Source organism: Gillisella taibaishanensis, assembly GCF_001938985.1.
GTDB classification, from domain to species: Bacteria; Pseudomonadota; Alphaproteobacteria; order Rhizobiales; family Rhizobiaceae; genus Allorhizobium; species Allorhizobium taibaishanense.
Genome location: NZ_MKIN01000022.1, coordinates 1182574 through 1200403, shown reverse-complemented (window position 1 = coordinate 1200403; position 17830 = coordinate 1182574). Strand labels below are relative to the sequence as shown.

At 59.9% G+C, this 17830-nt stretch carries 17 protein-coding genes; 6 read left to right on the top strand and 11 right to left on the bottom strand.

Annotation, left to right across the window (positions count from 1 at the left end; genetic code table 11):
- Nucleotides 1-22: 22 nt before the first annotated feature.
- Nucleotides 23-544, bottom strand: coding sequence for a DinB family protein (locus BJF91_RS16570; RefSeq protein ID WP_075615523.1), 522 nt, complete (start codon nucleotides 542-544; stop codon nucleotides 23-25).
- Nucleotides 545-612: 68 nt separating this feature from the next.
- Between BJF91_RS16570 and BJF91_RS16565 the strand changes: the two genes are divergently transcribed.
- Together BJF91_RS16565 and BJF91_RS16560 are read left to right on the top strand one after the other, a co-directional pair.
- Nucleotides 613-1239: a TetR/AcrR family transcriptional regulator gene (locus BJF91_RS16565; RefSeq protein ID WP_324615720.1), complete on the top strand. Its 627-nt coding sequence runs from the start codon at nucleotides 613-615 to the stop codon at nucleotides 1237-1239.
- 38 nt (nucleotides 1240-1277) lie between these two features.
- A complete protein-coding gene (locus BJF91_RS16560; RefSeq protein WP_075615522.1) occupies nucleotides 1278-2039 on the top strand; it encodes a dienelactone hydrolase family protein in 762 nt (253 codons plus the stop codon).
- 21 nt (nucleotides 2040-2060) lie between these two features.
- On the opposite strand, the gene BJF91_RS16555 is transcribed toward BJF91_RS16560, so the two are convergent.
- The 10 genes from BJF91_RS16555 to uxaC all read right to left on the bottom strand — a co-directional run bounded on the left by BJF91_RS16555 (nucleotide 2061) and on the right by uxaC (nucleotide 12939).
- Nucleotides 2061-3593, bottom strand: a complete 1533-nt coding sequence (locus tag BJF91_RS16555; RefSeq protein ID WP_075615521.1) for a UxaA family hydrolase — start codon at nucleotides 3591-3593, stop codon at nucleotides 2061-2063.
- A 174-nt stretch (nucleotides 3594-3767) separates the two neighbouring features.
- Complete coding sequence (gene uxuA / locus BJF91_RS16550) at nucleotides 3768-4952, bottom strand: mannonate dehydratase (protein ID WP_075615520.1); 1185 nt, start codon at nucleotides 4950-4952, stop codon at nucleotides 3768-3770.
- Nucleotides 4949-6409 (bottom strand): mannitol dehydrogenase family protein, encoded by a 1461-nt coding sequence (locus BJF91_RS16545; protein WP_324615719.1) that lies wholly within the window; start codon nucleotides 6407-6409, stop codon nucleotides 4949-4951. Before BJF91_RS16545 ends, uxuA begins: the two co-directional genes overlap by 4 nt.
- The gene (kduD, locus tag BJF91_RS16540; RefSeq protein WP_075615519.1) at nucleotides 6399-7157 is read right to left on the bottom strand and encodes a 2-dehydro-3-deoxy-D-gluconate 5-dehydrogenase KduD; all 759 of its coding nucleotides are present in this window, start codon (nucleotides 7155-7157) and stop codon (nucleotides 6399-6401) included. The genes BJF91_RS16545 and kduD overlap by 11 nt, the downstream gene beginning before the upstream one ends.
- Nucleotides 7154-7975: a 5-dehydro-4-deoxy-D-glucuronate isomerase gene (gene kduI, locus BJF91_RS16535; RefSeq protein WP_075615518.1), complete on the bottom strand. Its 822-nt coding sequence runs from the start codon at nucleotides 7973-7975 to the stop codon at nucleotides 7154-7156. The genes kduD and kduI overlap by 4 nt, the downstream gene beginning before the upstream one ends.
- Nucleotides 7976-7993: 18 nt before the next feature.
- Nucleotides 7994-8317: a cupin domain-containing protein gene (locus BJF91_RS16530; RefSeq protein ID WP_075615517.1), complete on the bottom strand. Its 324-nt coding sequence runs from the start codon at nucleotides 8315-8317 to the stop codon at nucleotides 7994-7996.
- A gap of 13 nt (nucleotides 8318-8330) precedes the next feature.
- Nucleotides 8331-9611, bottom strand: coding sequence for a TRAP transporter large permease (locus tag BJF91_RS16525; protein ID WP_075615516.1), 1281 nt, complete (start codon nucleotides 9609-9611; stop codon nucleotides 8331-8333).
- A 2-nt stretch (nucleotides 9612-9613) separates the two neighbouring features.
- The gene (locus tag BJF91_RS16520; RefSeq protein WP_075615515.1) at nucleotides 9614-10135 is read right to left on the bottom strand and encodes a TRAP transporter small permease; all 522 of its coding nucleotides are present in this window, start codon (nucleotides 10133-10135) and stop codon (nucleotides 9614-9616) included.
- A gap of 176 nt (nucleotides 10136-10311) precedes the next feature.
- Nucleotides 10312-11316: a TRAP transporter substrate-binding protein gene (locus tag BJF91_RS16515; RefSeq protein ID WP_083943333.1), complete on the bottom strand. Its 1005-nt coding sequence runs from the start codon at nucleotides 11314-11316 to the stop codon at nucleotides 10312-10314.
- A 198-nt stretch (nucleotides 11317-11514) separates the two neighbouring features.
- Nucleotides 11515-12939 (bottom strand): glucuronate isomerase, encoded by a 1425-nt coding sequence (gene uxaC, locus BJF91_RS16510; protein WP_075615514.1) that lies wholly within the window; start codon nucleotides 12937-12939, stop codon nucleotides 11515-11517.
- A gap of 282 nt (nucleotides 12940-13221) precedes the next feature.
- Between uxaC and BJF91_RS16505 the strand changes: the two genes are divergently transcribed.
- The 4 genes from BJF91_RS16505 (at nucleotide 13222) to BJF91_RS16490 (ending at nucleotide 17818) form a co-directional block, all read left to right on the top strand.
- Nucleotides 13222-13917 (top strand): GntR family transcriptional regulator, encoded by a 696-nt coding sequence (locus BJF91_RS16505; RefSeq protein WP_075615513.1) that lies wholly within the window; start codon nucleotides 13222-13224, stop codon nucleotides 13915-13917.
- A gap of 13 nt (nucleotides 13918-13930) precedes the next feature.
- The gene (locus tag BJF91_RS16500; protein ID WP_075615512.1) at nucleotides 13931-14845 is read left to right on the top strand and encodes a sugar kinase; all 915 of its coding nucleotides are present in this window, start codon (nucleotides 13931-13933) and stop codon (nucleotides 14843-14845) included.
- Between the two features lie 226 nt (nucleotides 14846-15071).
- Entirely contained in the window at nucleotides 15072-16124 is a 1053-nt protein-coding gene (locus BJF91_RS16495; protein WP_075615511.1) for a dipeptidase, read from the top strand.
- A gap of 53 nt (nucleotides 16125-16177) precedes the next feature.
- Nucleotides 16178-17818, top strand: coding sequence for an ABC transporter substrate-binding protein (locus tag BJF91_RS16490; protein ID WP_075615711.1), 1641 nt, complete (start codon nucleotides 16178-16180; stop codon nucleotides 17816-17818).
- Nucleotides 17819-17830 lie beyond the last annotated feature (12 nt).

Below are 17830 nucleotides of genomic sequence, written 5' to 3'. Positions count from 1 at the left end.
CCCGGCTTTTTTGTTGGGGATATCAATGTGCGGGTTGCAGAGCGTCGTGCCGTCGCCGATCCGGCTGCGTCTGGTGCAGGAAGACTGCAAAGGTGTCCCATGGTAATGAGACGTCCGTCGATCCGAGAATGCGGCCGATTTCGCCACGGTGATAGCAACCATGGGTTACGACATGGCTGAGCATTTCCTCTCGCGTCATCGCTCCCCTGTCGCCGTCGGTGAAGGTGAAGGCGACGGTTTCGGCAAGGGCATCGCTGGTAACGGTACTCAGGTAATCGCAATACCATTGGTCGCGAAATGCCATCGCGTGGCGCAGGTCTGCCAGTTCAGGCGTCTCCTCGGTATTGTCGGCGAGGTAGCCATGCGGGTGACCTGTCAGGTGACCCGCAAAGATCTGCCCGACCACGTGGATATGATTGAGCAAGCGGATCGCGTGGTGATATTCATTGGGGTGCTTGGTCCGATCGACGCGCTCCAAACTGTCGGCAAACGCCTGGTTGGCCCAGGCCTGATAGCTGAAAAAGCGGCTGAGCGGATGGGTCATGTCTTGCCTCCCTTGCGATAGCGATAAATGCGAGTAACGTCTTCACATTTTCAGAGGGAGGACCATTCTTGTCTACTCGCATGGCGAAGTCCAAACCAACGATGCGCAAACAGCCGGTGCAGGCTCGCTCCAAGGTTACGGTTGACGCCATCGTCGAGGCCGCTGCTCGCATTTTAAGCCGGGAAGGCTGGACCGGTTTCACCACCAACAAGGTTGCCGAGGCAGCCGGCGTCAGCGTTGGTTCCTACTATCAGTATTTTCCTGACAAGCATTCCCTGGTGTCAGCCATACGCGAGCGGCATCTCGATGATTGCCGGGCCGTCCTGAAGCGCGCTGCCGAAAGCGATGGTCCCTTATCCCGGCTGATTGGTGAGCTAGTGGATGACATCATAGCCATTCACAGCATTCATTCAGGTCTGCATCGGGTGCTGCTGGATGAGATACCGAATGTGGAAGCATTTCGGGACCCCGAAAGCGATTTCGAGAAGGAATATCTCGGCTATTTCACCGCCTTGGTTGGCAAACATCGCAAAGGCGACGAGCATGTTTCCAGCCGTACCATCGGTGTAATCATGTCCGATGCGGTGGACGGCGTCGTGCACAATGCCGCCCGTCGCGGTAACCTACAATCCGCTGCCATTCGCCATGAACTGGTGCGGATGATGCTACTTTATTTGTCTAGCTCCGACGCATGACGCATCGAACGCGGGCTCATTTCCAAGGGGCGATACCAATGCTCAAGCGCTTGATCCCGGCACTCCTTGTCGCCTTCTGGCTGTTGCCGGCAGATTCCGGTCGGTCGGCTGAACCATTGCGGCGACCCATCCACATCTCCATTGCTGGTGCGGATGTTTTGGTGGAGCGCCTTAGCCCTTGCAAGCAAAAGGCCTGTCGAAGCGTTCTGATCTTAAGTGGAAGCAAGGGTGTTGCAGCCCCGACCTATGACGATATTGGCCGAAGCTTTGCAGCAGTTGGGCTTCAAGCTTATCTCGTGCACTATCTCTCGGCCGACGATTTAGACGCGATAGCGAAAGCGGGCAGTGCGCAGGCCCGCAAAGCTTTCTATGCCAGGCGTCTGCAAAGCTGGATCGCCGCAGTCCAGGGCGCCGCTGAATTTCTGGAGCGCCAAGGTCCGGATCACGGCAAAGTTGGGCTTCTCGGCATTTCCCTAGGGGCGGAGGTCGCCTCGCGGGTCGCAGCCGATCGCTATTCTTCCGCCGCATTGGTTTTGGTCGATGGCAGTTCTCCTGAAAAGGATCGCACAGGTTCTGGACCGTTTCCCCCTCTTCTTCTCATCTGGGGGAGTGCCGACAAGACCTTTCCCTTGGTAATCGCCAGGGATTTGCAACAAAGAACCGTGAAGGCTGGAGGCACGGCAGCGCTGGACGTGTATGCTGGCGGCGAGCATGATTTCTTCCTGAAATCAGGAACGAGAAATGCAATCGCGGCACGCAAGAGTGCAGCGGATTTCCTGATGTCTCATCTGCATGAATGAGTGGATTGTTGTTGCAGGCGGCTACATCACCGCCCCAACCTGCCAAGGCACAAACTCGTTATCCCCAAGCCCCAGAATCTCCGATTTGGTCTTCTGCCCTGACGCAGATGCCAGCACAAGATCGAGGATTTCCCGGCCCTTGTCTTCCACCGAGATCCCGCCGCTGATGATGTCGCCGCAGTTGAGGTCCATGTCGTCAGGCATGTCGGCGAAGAGGCGGCTGTTGGTGGCGAGCTTGATGGTAGGCGTCGGTTTTGAGCCGAAGGCGGAGCCGCGGCCGGTGGTGAAGACCAGCATTTGCGCGCCGCCGGCGATCTGGCCTGTGGCGGAAACCGGGTCGTAGCCGGGTGTGTCCATGAAGACGAAGCCGGGGGTTTCGATGCGCTCGCCATAGGCCAGCACGTCTGTCAGAGGCGTGCTTCCGGCCTTGGCTGCGGCGCCGAGCGATTTTTCGAGGATGGTGGTGAGGCCGCCGAGCTTGTTGCCGGGGCTCGGATTGTTGTCCATCGAGCCCTTGTTCATCCTGGTATAATCTTCCCACCAGCGGATGCGGGCGATCAGCTTGTCGCCGATCTCATTGGAGGCTGCGCGGCGCAGCAGCAATTGCTCGGCGCCGTATATTTCAGGTGTTTCCGAGAGGATAACCGTGCCGCCCATGCCGACCAGCAGATCGGAGGCGATGCCCAGCGCCGGATTGGCGGTGATGCCGGAAAATCCGTCCGAGCCACCGCATTGCAGGGCAAGCTTCAGCTCCGAAGCCGGGATCGGCTGCCGTTCGACCGCGTTGACCTCAGGCAGAATGGCTTTGATATGCTCGACGAGCTGACGGATGGTCGCGGCGGTGCCGCCACTTTCCTGGATGGTCAGGCCGAAGAAGCGGCTGTCGTCATTGCCGCCATAGAGCATTTTCATGCGGGCAAGCTGCATGACCTCGCAGCCGAGGCCGACGAAGACGGCAGCGCCGACATTGGGATGGGTGGCATAACCCCAGAGCACCCGCTGCAGCAGGTCCGCCCCTTCGCCGCCCGCATCCATGCCGCAGCCGGTGCCATGGGCAAAGGCGGCGACGCCATCGATATTGGGGTAATCCGCAAGGATACCAGAGCGGTTGATCTCATCGGCTGCGCGACGGATGACCGTGGCGGAACAGTTGACCGTGGCGCAGATGGCGATGAAGTTGCGGGTGCCTGCCTGGCCATTGGCGCGGCGGTAGCCCATGAAACTTGCCGGTTCGAGTTTGGGAATGGTGGCCAGCGCCTTCGCATAATCGGCGCCAACATCGTAATTCTGGTCATGGGCGCCGAAGGAACAGTTGTCGACATGCACATGCTCGCCGGCGGCAATGGCGCGGCTGGCATAGCCGATCACCTGGCCGAATTTGACGATTTCCCCGCCTTCGGGACAGTCGGCCAGTGCGATCTTGTGGCCGCGTGCCACGGGATGATCGAGCGGCACACCAAAACCGAGCGGCTGGCTGCCCGCCTGCACCGGCTCGGTCAGGATGGCGACGGTATCGTCCGGGTGCAGGCGCACGGTCTTGGCGGTGTCGGGCATAGGTTACGTCCTGATTTGTTTCACATGTTTCAAGCAACCCGTGGTGCGGCGTTGCCGCCCCCCTCATCCGGCTGCCGCCACCTTCTCCCCGGCGGGGAGAAGATCCCGGCAGGCAGATGAGGGGGTGGCGAAGCCCCGGACACCGGAACCTTTATCGTCCTTGACCGTCCACCGTCAGACCGAAAGTCGCTCCACAGCGCGGATAACGCCGCGCAGCTCCGCAAGGCCCCGCAGCCGGCCGACCAGGGGATAGCCGGGATGGGTACCGCGCTTGTCGTCATCGAGCAGTTCGTGGCCGTGGTCTGGTCGGAACGGGATGTCGGAATCGGCGCGGCCCGTTTCGCGGCGGCGCTTTTCTTCGCCGATCAGCACGGCGATCAGCGCCACCATATCGGTATCGCCATCGAGATGAGCGGCCTCCTCGAAGGAACCGTCCTTTTCCTTGGCGACATTGCGCAGATGCGCGAAGTGAACGCGCTCGGCAAAACGCTTGGCAATGGCCGGCACGTTATTGGCAGGGTTGGCGCCGAGCGAGCCGGAGCAGAGCGTCAGGCCATTGGCCAGTTCCGGCTGCTGGTCCATGATCCAGGCGATGTCCTCTTCGCTGGAGACGATGCGTGGCAGGCCGAGAATATCGCGCGGCGGATCGTCCGGGTGAACGCAGAAGCGCATGCCAAGCTCCTGCGCTGTCGGGATCACTTCGGCCAGGAACCGGGCGTAGTTGGCGCGGATCTCGTCGCGGCCGATACCTTGGTAGCGCTTCAGCGCCTCGCGCAACCCGTTGATGTCATAGCGGTCGAAGGCGCCGGGCAGGCCGGACATGATGCTGTTTAGCAGGTTCTGGCGCAAGCCTTCGCTTGACGCGTCGAACCAGGCCTTAGCGGCTTCGCGGACCTCAGGTGAATAATCGCTTTCAGCACCTTCGCGCTCCAGCATGTGGATCTCGAAAGCTGCCATATGCGGCTGTGAAAAGCGCAAGGACGTGCCACCGCGCTTGACCGGAGCGTCGAGCTGGGTGCGGGTCCAGTCCAGAAGCGGCATAAAATTATAGCAGATCGTGAAGATGCCGGCATCGGCGAGGTTCTTCATCGACTGGCGATAGTTGCCAAACAGCCGGTCGAGATCGCCTTCGCCGCGCTTGATATTCTCGTGGATCGGCAGGCTTTCTACCACGTCCCAGGAGAGGCCGAGGCCGGCGCCTGCGATCTCGTCGCGCCTGTTGACGATCGCCTCAGATGTCCAGACCTCGCCATAGGGCACTTCATGCAGCGCATTGACGATGCCGGAAGCGCCCGTCTGGGCGACTTCCGCAAGGGTGATGCGGTCGAAGGGGCCGTACCAGCGCCAGCTCTCTTTCATGCTGTCATGTCCTCTATCGTATGTCTTGCGCCCTTGGCGCTGAGGCTTTCATAGGCCGATACGAGGGCCGTGCGGAAGCTTTGGTTTTCGGCAAGCGCTTCGGGGAAGATCTCGCGCACCGAAAGCAGGGCGGACACCTTGTCTGCTGGCAGGGATGCACCGTCGCTGAGGGCTTTAAGCCGGGCGCTGAGGGGGTCGCGCACGTCAATGGCTTCGGCCTTCTCGTCCACGCCGCCGACGTAGCGCATCCACGCGGCAACGGCGAGCGACAGGCCTGTTATGGGCCGGCCACCGGCCAGGTTTTCCGCGATCGTGCCCAAAATGCGCTGCGGCAGCTTCTGCGACCCGTCCATGGCGATCTGCCAGGTGCGATGGCGAATGGCCGGGTTGGCATAGCGGGTAAAGAGCGCCGCCGTATAATCGCCAAGGCTGACACCGGGCGGAGCTTTGAGGCCGGGGGTGATTTCGGCATTCCAGAGATGTTTGCAGAATCTTGCAAAGACCGGATCGGCCACCGTGGCGGCTATGGTCTCATGGCCGGCGAGATAGCCGAGATAGGCGAGCGAGGAATGGGTGCCGTTCAGGCAGCGCAGCTTCATATGCTCGTAAGGCGTGACGTTTTCGACCAGCTCGACGCCGACAGCGCCGAAATCGGGCCTTAGTCCGTCAACGAAATGATCCTCGACCACCCATTGCCGGAAGGGCTCGTGCATCACGGGCGACAGGTCGAGCTTGCCGGTCAGTTCGACGACGCGCTCGATATCCTCGGGCTTGGTGGCCGGCACGATGCGGTCGACCATGGTCGAGGGGAAGGCGCCTTCCGTCTCGATCCAGCGGGCAAGCTCGGGCGAGACCATGCCGGCAAATTCCAGCACGACCTGGCGCACCACCTTGCCATTGTCAGGCAGGTTGTCGCAGCACAGCACGGTAAAGGGCCTGCTGCCCGCGGCACGGCGGCGCTCCAGCGCCCAGACCAGCATGCCGATGGCCGAAACCGGGCCGCCGGGATGGGCGAGATCATGGCGAATGTCAGGATGCCCGCTGTTCAGCTTGCCGGTCGACGGTTCGTGGCAATAGCCCTTTTCCGTCACGGTGAGGCTGACGATCTTCACGTCAGGATCGGAGAGGGCCTTCAGCACGGCCTCAGGATTTTCGCGCGCGACCAGCACACCGTTCAGCACGGTAATCATGCGCGGCGTTTCGCCTTCCGGACCAAGCTCGACGGCGGTATAGGCAAAGTCCTGCGGCTCTAGCGCATCGCGCTGATCGGGGCGCATCAGGCTGACGCCGACAATGCCCCAATCTCCGCCAGACTTTTGCATGGCCTGTTCGATATAGATCGCTCCATGGGCGCGGTAGAAGGCGCCGAGCCCGAGATGGACGATGCCAGTCTTCGGACGGGCCAAGCCATCGGGACGACGCAGGCGCTGGGGATTGGCGGAATGATCAGCGGGCAAGCCAGCCTCCATCGACATTGAGAATTGCGCCATGGATATATTTGGCGGCTCGGGATGCAAGAAATACGGCGGCACCGCCGATATCCTCGGCGTCACCCCAGCGACCGGCGGGAATACGCTCGAGGATCGCCTTGTTGCGGGCGGCATCGTTGCGCAGCGCCTCGGTATTGTTGGTCTCGATATAGCCGGGAGCGATGGCGTTGACATTGATGCCCTTGGCCGCCCATTCGTTGGCGAGCAGCTTCGTCAGCCCGGCAACCCCGCTTTTCGAGGCCGTATAGGAGGGCACGCGAATGCCGCCCTGGAAGGACAGCATCGAGGCGATGTTGACGATCTTTCCATCCACTTCGCCGTTTCCTTGCCGGGCGAAAACCGACTTGGCAAAGGCTTGGCAGAGGAAGAACACGGCCTTCAGGTTGACGTCCATGACGGCGTCCCAGTCGGCCTCGGTGAAGTCAACGGCATCTGCACGGCGGATGATGCCGGCATTGTTGACGAGGATATCGACCGGGCCAAGACCGTCGAACAACCCGCTGCCGGCCATGGGATCTGACAGGTCGAGGCTAAGGCCGGAAGCCTGGCCGCCGGCCTTGACGATCATGCCGACGGTTTCATCGACTGGAGAGCGACCGGCGCAGATCACAGTAGCGCCGGCCTTGGCCATGGAGACCGCGATGGCCTGGCCGATGCCGGTATTGGCACCGGTCACCAGCGCAGTCTTTCGGCTAAGCGAAAACAGATCGCTCACTTCAGCGTCTCCATCGAGACCACTTCGACATCCTTGTAATCGACGTTGTCGCCGGCCATGGCCCAGATGAAGGTGTAATTGGCGGTGCCGGCGCCGGAATGGATCGACCAAGGCGGCGAAATCGCGCCTTCTTCGTTCTTCAAGACCATATGCCGGGTTTCATCGGGCTCGCCCATCATGTGGAAGGCGCGCTGACCCTCGGGCAGGTCGAAATAGAGATAGGCTTCCATGCGACGGTCATGGACATGGGCGGGCATGGTGTTCCAGACGGAGCCGGGCGCAAGCTTGGTCATGCCGACCACCAGCTGGCAGGCCTTCATCACGTCAGGATGGACGAACTGATAGATGGTGCGTTCGTTTGACGTCGCCTGCGAACCAAGAGTGACGTTTGCAGCTTCCTCGATCTTGATCAGGCGCGACGGATAGGTGTGATGCGCCGGGGCCGAGAGGATGTAGAACCGGCCGGCGCCGGAAAAGGTGATCTTGCCCGCGCCCATGCCGAGATAGAGCATGTCGCCCTTGCCCATCTCATAGGTCGCATCGGCCTCGACCGTGCCGGTGCCGCCGATATTGACGACGACGAGTTCGCGCCGATCGAGAATGGAGGCTGTGCCGCATTCCTTGACATGGTCCAGCACCAGTGGTGAGCCACCAGGTACGGCGCCGCCGACGATCATCCGGTCGTAATGGGTATAGATCAGCCGGATTTCACCATCGGTGAAGATACCACCGACATGGAAGTGCTTGCGCAGTGCCGTGGTGTCGAAACCCTTTGCGGTTTCAGGATCGATGGCGTGGCGTGTTTCAACTGATAACATGGCATAACTCCTCAAATATCAAAGAAAATCGTCACGGCGCGGCGTGAACGTATCGATCAGCACGCCGGGCTCGATGGCCCGGCAGCCGTGAAAGGCAAGGGTGGGAACGACGAAACTGTCACCCGGCCCAACAGTGAATGTCTCCTCACCAATGAAGAATTCGAAACGGCCGGATTCAACATATGTGGATTGAACATGGGGATGATTGTGGCGAAGACCCTGCGCACCGTCACCAAAGGTGAACTTGACCACCATCAGATCGGCGTTTTCCGACAATATTTGACGGGTCACGCCATTGCCCGCATCGACGGGTGGAAATGTCTTGACGTAGGATGTCGTCATTAAACGTTGCTCCTCATTTGAACGCGGACGGCAGCCAGAGCGACAGTGCCGGAATATAGGTCACCAGCATCAAAGCTGCAAAGGCGGCCCCATAAAACGGCCAGATGGTACGCATGGCCTGAGAAATAGGAATTTTGCCGACGGCACAACCGACGAACAGCACCGCCCCGACTGGCGGCGTGCACAGGCCAATACCCAAATTGAGAATCAGAATGACGCCGAAATGCACCGGATCGACACCGAACGCCGTGGCAACGGGTAGGAATATCGGGGTGGTGATGACGATCAGCGGAGACATGTCCATGAACGTGCCGAGAATCAGCAGGATGATGTTCAGCAGAAACAGGATGACCAGCGGATTGTCGGAAACGCTTTTCAGCAGGGCCACCATCGATGCCGGCACTCTTGTATAGGCAAGCAGCCAGCCGAAGGACGACGCGCAGCCGATCACCATCAGCACCATCGCCGTGGTGCGCACAGCACCCGAGGTCGCCTCGACGAAGTCGTGCCAGCTCATCGTGCGGTAGACAAAGACGGTGATGAGCAAGGCATAGACGACGGCAATATTGGAGGATTCCGAGGCCGTGAAAATGCCTGAACGCACCCCGCCGAAAATGATTGCGACCAGGATGAGGCCGGGCACGGCGGAGACGAACAGCGACCATAGCGCCTTGACGCCGGGAAACGGCTCCGTCGGATAGCCGCGGCGCTTGGCGACGAACCATGCCGCCACCATCAGCGACAGCGCCAGGATCAGGCCGGGAACGATGCCGGCTGTAAACAGGTCGGCGATGGAAATGCGGCCGCCTGCCGAAATGGAATAGATGATCATGTTGTGTGAAGGCGGGATCATCAGCGCGATGATCGAGCCGACGACCGTGATATTAACGGCATAATCGACATCATAGCCGCGCGCTTTCATCTGCGGCACCATCAGGCCGCCAACCGCCGAGGCATCGGCGGCAGCGGAGCCGGAAACGCCGCCAAACATGACCGAGGCCAGGACATTGACCTGGCCAAGTCCGCCGCGCAGATGCCCGACCAGTGCGCCGGCCAAAGCGACCAGCCGCCGGGCAATATCGCCGCGTACCATCAGGTCGCCGGCGTAGATGAAAAACGGAATGGCCATCAGTGCAAAGACCGAGACACCCGAATTCAGTCGTTGAAACACGACGACTGGCGGCAGGCCGAGATAGGCGACCGTTGCAAAGCTCGAAATGCCAAGACAAAAGGCGACCGGCGTGCCGATAGCGAGCAGAAACACGAAGCTGCCGAAGAGGATCCAAAGTTCCATGCTCATTCCTCCAGGGCAGCGTCGCCGAACCGGGCGGTCGGCAGGTCGGCTAAGCGGCGGGCAATCCGCTCGATGGAAAACAGCACCACCAAGAGGCCGCCAATCGCAACGGGAAGGAAGTCGAACGCGCCCGAAATCCCGATGCTGGGGATGATGTTGCGGGATGCGTTGATGGCCAGCGATGTGCCGTACCACATCATCCCGGCGCCGAAGGCGGTCACCGCCAAATCGGAAAGCGAATAGAACAGCTTCTTGCCGCGCTCGGGGATGACGTAAAGCAGCACGTCGAAGGAAAGATGATAGCCTTCCTTGATACCGACGGCAGCGCCGAGGAAGATGAACCAGCCCATGATCATCACGGACACCGGCTCGCTCCACATCAGGCTACTGCCCAGCAAATACCGCCAGAACACCTGGGCTGCGATGAAAACGGTCATCAGAACCAGCCCGATGCCGGCCACCCATAGGGCTCCCCGCGCAAGCGCATCCGTGATGATCGCCACTCGTCTCATTGAATTCTTCACGCGAAAGCCTCCCCCAACCCCATTCAGCATTCACCGGGACCGATCATGATGGTCCGCAATCATCGACCGCTTCATGGCGGGCGCAGACACAGCTGGGCCTGATGATTGAAAGTGTCCCGGCACGATTGCCTGCTCCAGGCCCACAGGACTGGAGCAGGCCAAAGCCCCGGGGCTGTTTACTCCGTTGCCTGAATGCGGGCGACCATGTCCTTCAGCTTGTCGGATTTGACATATTTGGCGTAGACCGGTTCCATCGCCTTGATGAAGGGTGCCTTGTCGATATCGGTGATGACATTGACGCCAGCCGCCCGGACCTTGTCCTCGGATGCCTTTTCCTGCTTCTGCCAGAGATCGCGCATGATCGTGACCGATTGCTTGGCGGCGGCCTGAACGGTTGCCTGATCCTCGGGCGACAGTTTGTCCCAGGATTTCTTCGACATCACCAACACTTCCGGAACGATCAGATGCTGGTCCAGCGTGAAGTATTTGGCCACTTCATAATGGCCTGAGCTGTCATAGGATGGCCAATTGTTTTCCGCCCCGTCGATGACGCCTGTCTGCAAGGCAGAATACACCTCCCCATAGGGCATCGGCGTGGCATTTGCTCCAAGCGCCGCAACCATGTCGACAAACATGTCGGACTGGATGACGCGGAATTTCATGCCCTTCAGGTCCGCCATGGATTTGATCGGCTTCTTGGTGTTGTAGAAGCTGCGCGACCCGCTGTCGTAGAAGGCAAGACCGATCAGATCATGCGACTTGAACGCGTCCAGGATCTGCTGGCCAACCGGTCCATCCATCACCTTGTGCATGTGATCGACCGAGCGGAAGATGTATGGCAGCGATGGGACCTGGGTTTCCTCGACGATATTGTTGAATGGCCCGAGAGAGACGCGGTTGAGATCGATGACGCCATATTGCGTCTGCTCGATCGTGTCCTTTTCCTCGCCAAGCTGCGAGGACGGAAATACCTGAACGGAGACGCGTCCATTGGTCTTTTCGCCCAGGATCTTGCCCATTGCCTTGACGGCTTCCACAGTCGGATAACCATCCGGATGCGTATCCGACGAGCGCAGAACGATGTCGGCTGCGCTCGCGCCAGTCATGCCTGCTAGCAGTGCCACCGATGCCACGAGTGCTAGAGTCGCATGTCTTCTTTTCATGCTTTTCAGAATGCTCATTTCATATCCTCCCCATTTGAAATTGGCTCTAGTGGTTTGATTGTGACATTTGCTACCGCGTTCAGCACCCTCGAGAGCAAATGTCACAATCATGAAAACCACTAGCAACTATGTGATTCTAGTGGAATTTTTGAATTTGACATTTGATCCGCGAGATCGCCGCAAATGGCTATCAAATGTCAAATTCATTCCACTAGCTCAGAGCCGGTAGGCCCTCTTGGCCAACCCATAAGCCAGCTCCCCCGCCAGCTCATGGGCCTCGTCTTCCTCCAGCCGACCGGTCAGCACCAGTTCGGCCAGATATGCGCAATCTACGCGCCGCGCCACGTCATGACGTGCAGGGATCGAGCAGAAGGCGCGGGTGTCGTCGTTGAAGCCGACCGTATTGTAGAAGCCGGCGGTTTCGGTCGTGGTTTCGCGGAAGCGCCGCATACCGTCAGGGCTGTCGAAGAACCACCAGGCCGGGCCGAGCTTCAGTGCCGGATAGGCACCGGCCAAGGGGGCCAGTTCGCGCGAGTAGCTGGTTTCGTCGAGCGTGAAGAGAATGACCGTCAGGTCTTTTTCCATGCCGACAGCGTCGAGCAGCGGCTTCAGTGCCCGCACGTAATCCGTGCGGGTCGGGATATCGAAACCCTTGTCGCGACCGTGGCGGGCCATGATGCCGGAGGAATGGTTGCGGAAGGAGCCGGGATGGATCTGCAGCACCAGGCCGTCTTCCAGGCTCATCTTCGCCATCTCGGTCAACATATGACCGCGGAAGGCATCGGCTTCGTCTGCGCTGATCCGGCCCGTCAGTGCCTTGTCGAACAGCGCTTTTGCCTGATCCTGCGGCAGGTTTTCGGTGCGCGCCGTGGCGTGGCCATGGTCGGAACTGGTGCCGCCGTAGGATTTGAAGAAAGCGCGCCTGTTGCGATGGGCGTCGAGATAGCCGCTCCAGGTCGTCGCATCGACGCCGGCCAATTCACCGAAACGCTCCACATTGCCGACAAAGCCCTCGAATTCGGGGTCAACGACCGGGTCGGGTCGATAGGCTGTGACAACGCGGCCATTCCAGCCGGAGGCGCGGATCTGCTGGTGCCATTTCAGCTCGTCCAGCGGGCTTTCCGTTGTGGCGATCACTTCGATATTGAAGCGTTCGAACAGGGCGCGAGGACGAAATTCCGGCTTCTGCAGGCAATCGGCAATATGGTCGTAAGCGGCATCGGCAGTCTCAGCCGACAGGCGGGTGGTCAGGCCGAACACGTCTTCGAAAGCGTGCTCCAGCCACATCCGGCTCGGGGTGGCCCGAAACAGGTGGAAGTTTTCCGCAAACAGGCGCCAGATCTTGCGCGCATCGGTTTCGGTCATGCCGCCATCGACGCGCGGTACGCCAAGGGCGGTCAGGTCGATTCCCTGCGAATAGAGCATGCGGAAGACATAATGGTCGGGCACGACAAAGAGCTGGGCCGGATCGGGAAAGGGCTGATTTTCCGCATACCAGCGCGGGTCGGTGTGACCGTGCGGGCTGACGATCGGCAGCGACCGGACCGTGTCGTAAAGCTGACGCGACAGCGCGCGCGCCGAGGGATCAAGGGGAAAAAGCCTGTCTGGATGAAGCAATGCCGTGGCCTCCTCGCCGCGCATGTCGAAATTGTTGCATAAATCCGCAAGCCATTTCGGTCGCGCCAATTATGCCTTAAACAAAGCTGCGGGAACTGATCCGCAGCCGTATACGCCTGTGGTTTCACGGTGGCACGGATGCCGGTTCCGGCGGCGTCGAAACGCGATTGCATTCCGCCGCCAATCTAATATGTTAGTATGCAAATTGTGTCAATGCAGTTCGCAACCTCGGTTTTGGGATGTGGGGAGCCGGGTTCGGACTGCAGGGAAAGGATACGCGGTGCGCAGCAGTGACGGGGCGGTGGAATGATTGAGACGATCAATGTGCGCAGTTTGGATGTGCAGCGCCAGCCTTCGGTGACCGAGCAGGTCTTCGAGCTGCTCTACCGTCAGGTCGTGGAACTGGAGCTGCCGCCGGGCGCGAAATTATCTGAAGTGGATGTGGCAAAGCAGATGGGCGTATCGCGCCAGCCGGTGCGTGACGCTTTCTATCGCCTGTCCCAGCAGGGCTTCCTGATGATCCGTCCGCAGCGGGCAACGGTCGTTACCCATATCTCCGAGCGTGGCGTGCTGCAGGCGCGGTTCATCCGTACGGCGCTGGAAATGGAGACCGTTCGGGCCGCAACCGAGCGGCTGAGCGACGACCAGATCGGAACCCTCGACGCGCTCGTCGCCCGGCAGGTCAAGGCGATGGAGGCCGGGGACAAGATGCTGTTCCACGAACTCGACGACGAGTTTCATTTGCAGATCTGCCGGATGTCCGGCCATGAATTCGCCTGGGCACTAATCCGCGAAAGCAAGGCGCATATGGACCGCGTTCGCTATCTCAGTCTGTCCTTTGGGGCGCAAAGCGCCGTCAACGACCATCTCGACATCATGGCTGCTATCAAGGCCCGCGATGGCGACCGGGCGGCCGCGGGTATGCGGGTGCATCTGTCACGCATCCTGCAGATCATCAGCCGGATCCGCGAGACGCACGGCCAACATTTTGCGACGGAATAATAAGGACGTGACGATGAGCAGGACGGTTTTGACCATCGGCGAATGCATGGTGGAAATGGCGCCGCGCGAAGACGGCGCTTACATGCGTAATTTCGCTGGCGACACCTTCAACACTGCCTGGTATCTGCGCCGGATGCTGGCCGCAGGTGACAGCGTCGATTATTGCTCGGCGATCGGCAGCGACGGGATTTCCGACGCCATGTTCGCCTTCATCCGTGATGCCGGCATCGGCACCGACCATCTGCGTCGGCTTGGCGATGCTACGGTTGGACTCTACATGATCGAGCTCGCGAATGGCGAGCGCAGCTTCAGCTATTGGCGCGGCCAGTCGGCTGCCAAGCGGCTGGCCGAGGATCGCAGTTTTCTGGAGCGCGCGGTTGCCGGAAGGGATCTCATCCTGTTTTCCGGCATTACGCTTGCCATCCTTTCCCCTGAAGCGCGCCGGACGTTGCTGGAGGTGCTTGACGGGGCAAGGGCGGCTGGCAGCAAGATCGCCTTCGACCCGAACATGCGCGCACGGCTCTGGCCGGACCGCGATACCATGTGTGCTGCCGTTACGGCTGCAGCCGGTGTTGCCGATATCGTGCTGCCGTCTTTCGACGAGGACGGGCCGAGTTTTTCCGATGCCGATCCCGAGGCAACCATCGCCAGGTATCGCGCAGCCGGCGCGACAACCGTTGTGGTCAAGAACGGTGCCGGGCGCATCCATGCTTTCGATAACAAGGATGGCATGGTCCAGTTCGATCCGGTGCCGGTCACCGATCTCGTCGACACGACCGCAGCCGGTGACAGTTTCAATGCCGGCTTTCTTGTCGCCCGGCTGGAGGGTATGTCCATGGCACAAGCGTTGGCACGCGGTGCGGCTGTCTCTGCCCAGGTTATCGGCAAGCGCGGGGCACTGGTGGATATCGCGGCTTTAGCTGCCTGAGCGGTAAGCAACGCTAACGAAATGCTTTCCCGCCCAACACTATAATGTGAGAAAATTATCGTCCGTTTACGTTGAAGGGCGATTCATTTCCCCTTGAACCGTGGCCGCTTTTGATTCTACTGTTACCTTAAAAGAGCGACCAGTCATATTTTCCTTAGAAGTCAAAGGCTTATAGCTTTGATCGGGGAAGGTGTCCGGGTTGAAGGTCTGCAGAAGGTGAGCGTTCATGCAATTGGTTTTCGACGGGCACAATGATGTCCTCCTGCGTCTTTGGAGGGCTCATGCCGCAGGGGTCGATCCGGTGCGTCAGTTCATCGACGGCACAAGGGAAGGGCATATCGATGCTCCGCGTGCGCGTCGCGGCGGGCTCGGCGGTGGTCTGTGCGCAATCTACATTCCCTCCGATGGCGATTTCGTGCTGACCGAGCCGGATGAAAAGGGCCATTACAACACGCCTGTCGACAAGGCGCTGGCGCGCGCGACCTCGCTCGACATCGCCTTGCAGATGGCTGCGATTGCCTTTCGTCTGGAGCGGGCCGGCGGCTGGCGGCTTTGCCGCTCCACCGCTGATATTCGCGCAGCAATGGCCGACGGCGTGTTTGCCGCCGTGCTGCACATGGAAGGCTGCGAGGCGATCGATGCTGATCTTTCCGCTCTCGAGGTGTTTTACAAGGCCGGCCTGCGCACGCTTGGGCCTGTCTGGAGCAGGCCGAATATCTTCGGCCATGGCGTTCCCTTCGCCTTTCCGATGTCGCCCGACAGCGGACCCGGCCTGACGCCGCTTGGTTTCGAGCTGGTCAAGGCCTGCGACCGGTTGGGGATCGCCGTCGATCTCGCCCATATAACAGAAAAGGGCTTTTGGGATGTGGCGAAGACGTCAGATAAGCCGCTGATCGCCAGTCATTCCAATGCGCATGCGCTAACGCCGGTCGCCCGCAATCTGACCGACCGGCAGATGGACGCGATCCGCGAGCGCAAGGGTATCGCAGGGCTGAACTATGCGGTGACCATGCTGCGCGCCGATGCTCGCGATTTTCCCGAAACGCCGCTCTCGGACATGGTGCGCCATATCGATTACATGGTCGAGCGGATGGGGATCGACTGCGTCGGCCTCGGCTCCGACTTCGACGGCTGCACGGTGCCCGGTGACATCGCGGACGCCAGCGGGAACCAGAGGTTGATTGAAGCGTTGCAAACGGCTGGTTACAGTGATGCAGATATTGCTAAACTCGCCCGGGAAAACTGGCTGCGGGTTCTGGGGACTGCCTGGGGCGAATGAGCCGGTCGACACCGGACGAAAATGAAGACTATCAAAAAAGGGGACTGGCTATCATGACCATCACATTGACACGTCGCAGACTGATGACGACGGCAAGCGCAGCTGTCGCCCTTGGCGTGGTTGGCGCGCCGCGCGCCTTTGCCGCCACGCCCAAGGATACGTTGGTCGAAGCCTGGGCCTTCGACGATATCATCACCATGGATCCGGGCGAGGCCTTCGAAATCTCCACCGCCGAAGTGACCGGCAATACCTATGATACGCTGGTCAAACTCAACATTGCCGATACCTCGACGGTCGCACCGGGCATTGCCGAAAGCTGGAGCGCCTCGGAAGACGGTCTCACCTATACGTTCAAGATCAAGCAGGGCATCAAGTTCGCGTCCGGCAATCCGATCACCGCAGAGGATGTCGCCTATTCCTTTGAGCGTGCCGTCAAGCTCAACAAGAACCCGGCCTTCATCCTGCAGCAGTTCGGTTTGACCGGCGACAACGTTGCTGAGAACACAAAGGCCGTGGATGCCTCGACCTTCCAGTTCAAGGTCGACAAGCCCTATGCGACAAGCTTTGTGCTGAATTGCCTGACGGCTACCGTTGGCGCCATCGTCGACAAGAAGCTGGTGGCAAGCCACGCGGCGAAGACCACGCCCTCCAAGGACTATCCCTATGACAATGACTTCGGCAATGCCTGGCTGAAGACAAATTATGCCGGTTCCGGCCCGTTCAAGCTGCGCGAATGGCGCGCCAACGAACTCGTCGTGATGGAGCGCAACGACAATTACTATGGCGAGAAGGCCAAGCTGAAGCGGGTGATCTACCGCTTCCTCAAGGAAAGCTCCGGCCAGCGGCTGGCGCTGGAGGCCGGTGACGTTGACGTAGCCCGTAATCTGTCGCCGAACGATTACGCCGCCATTCTCAATGCCAAGAACATCAAGACGGACGCCCGCGAGAAGGGCACCGTCTATTATCTCGGCCTCAACCAGAAGAACCAGTATCTCTCGAAGCCCGAAGTGCGCGAGGCGATCAAGTATCTCGTCGATTACGACGCGATTGGTGCGACCTTGATCAAGGGCGTCGGCACCATTCATCAGTCCTTCCTGCCCAAGGGCATTCTCGGCTCGATCGACGATCAGCCCTACAAGCTCGACGTCGCCAAGGCCAAATCCCTGTTGGAAAAGGCCGGACTGAAGGATGGGTTCAAGGTCACCATGGACGTGCGCTCGCTGGAGCCGATCAGCAGCATTGCCCAGTCGATGCAGCAGACCTTCGCCCAGGCGGGTATCACGCTGGAACTGATCCCCGGTGATGGTAAGCAAACGCTGACAAAATACCGGGCGCGCAATCACGACATCTATATCGGCGACTGGGGCGCGGATTATTGGGACCCGAATTCCAATGCCGAGACCTTTACCAGCAACCCTGATAATTCCGACACACCGAAGTCGAAGACGCTCGCCTGGCGCAATGCCTGGGAAGTGCCTGAACTGACCAAGGAAACTGCAGAAGCCCTGCTGGAGCGTGACACACCCAAGCGTAAGGCGATGTATGAAGACCTGCAGCGCAAGGTGCTGGCCGAAGGGCCTTTCGTGGTCATCTACCAGAAGACCGAGATTGCCGGATATCGCGCCGATCTCAAGAACTACAAGCTCGGTCCGACCTTCGACACCAACTTCAAGAACATGATTTCCAAGGATTGAGCAGGAGCAGGG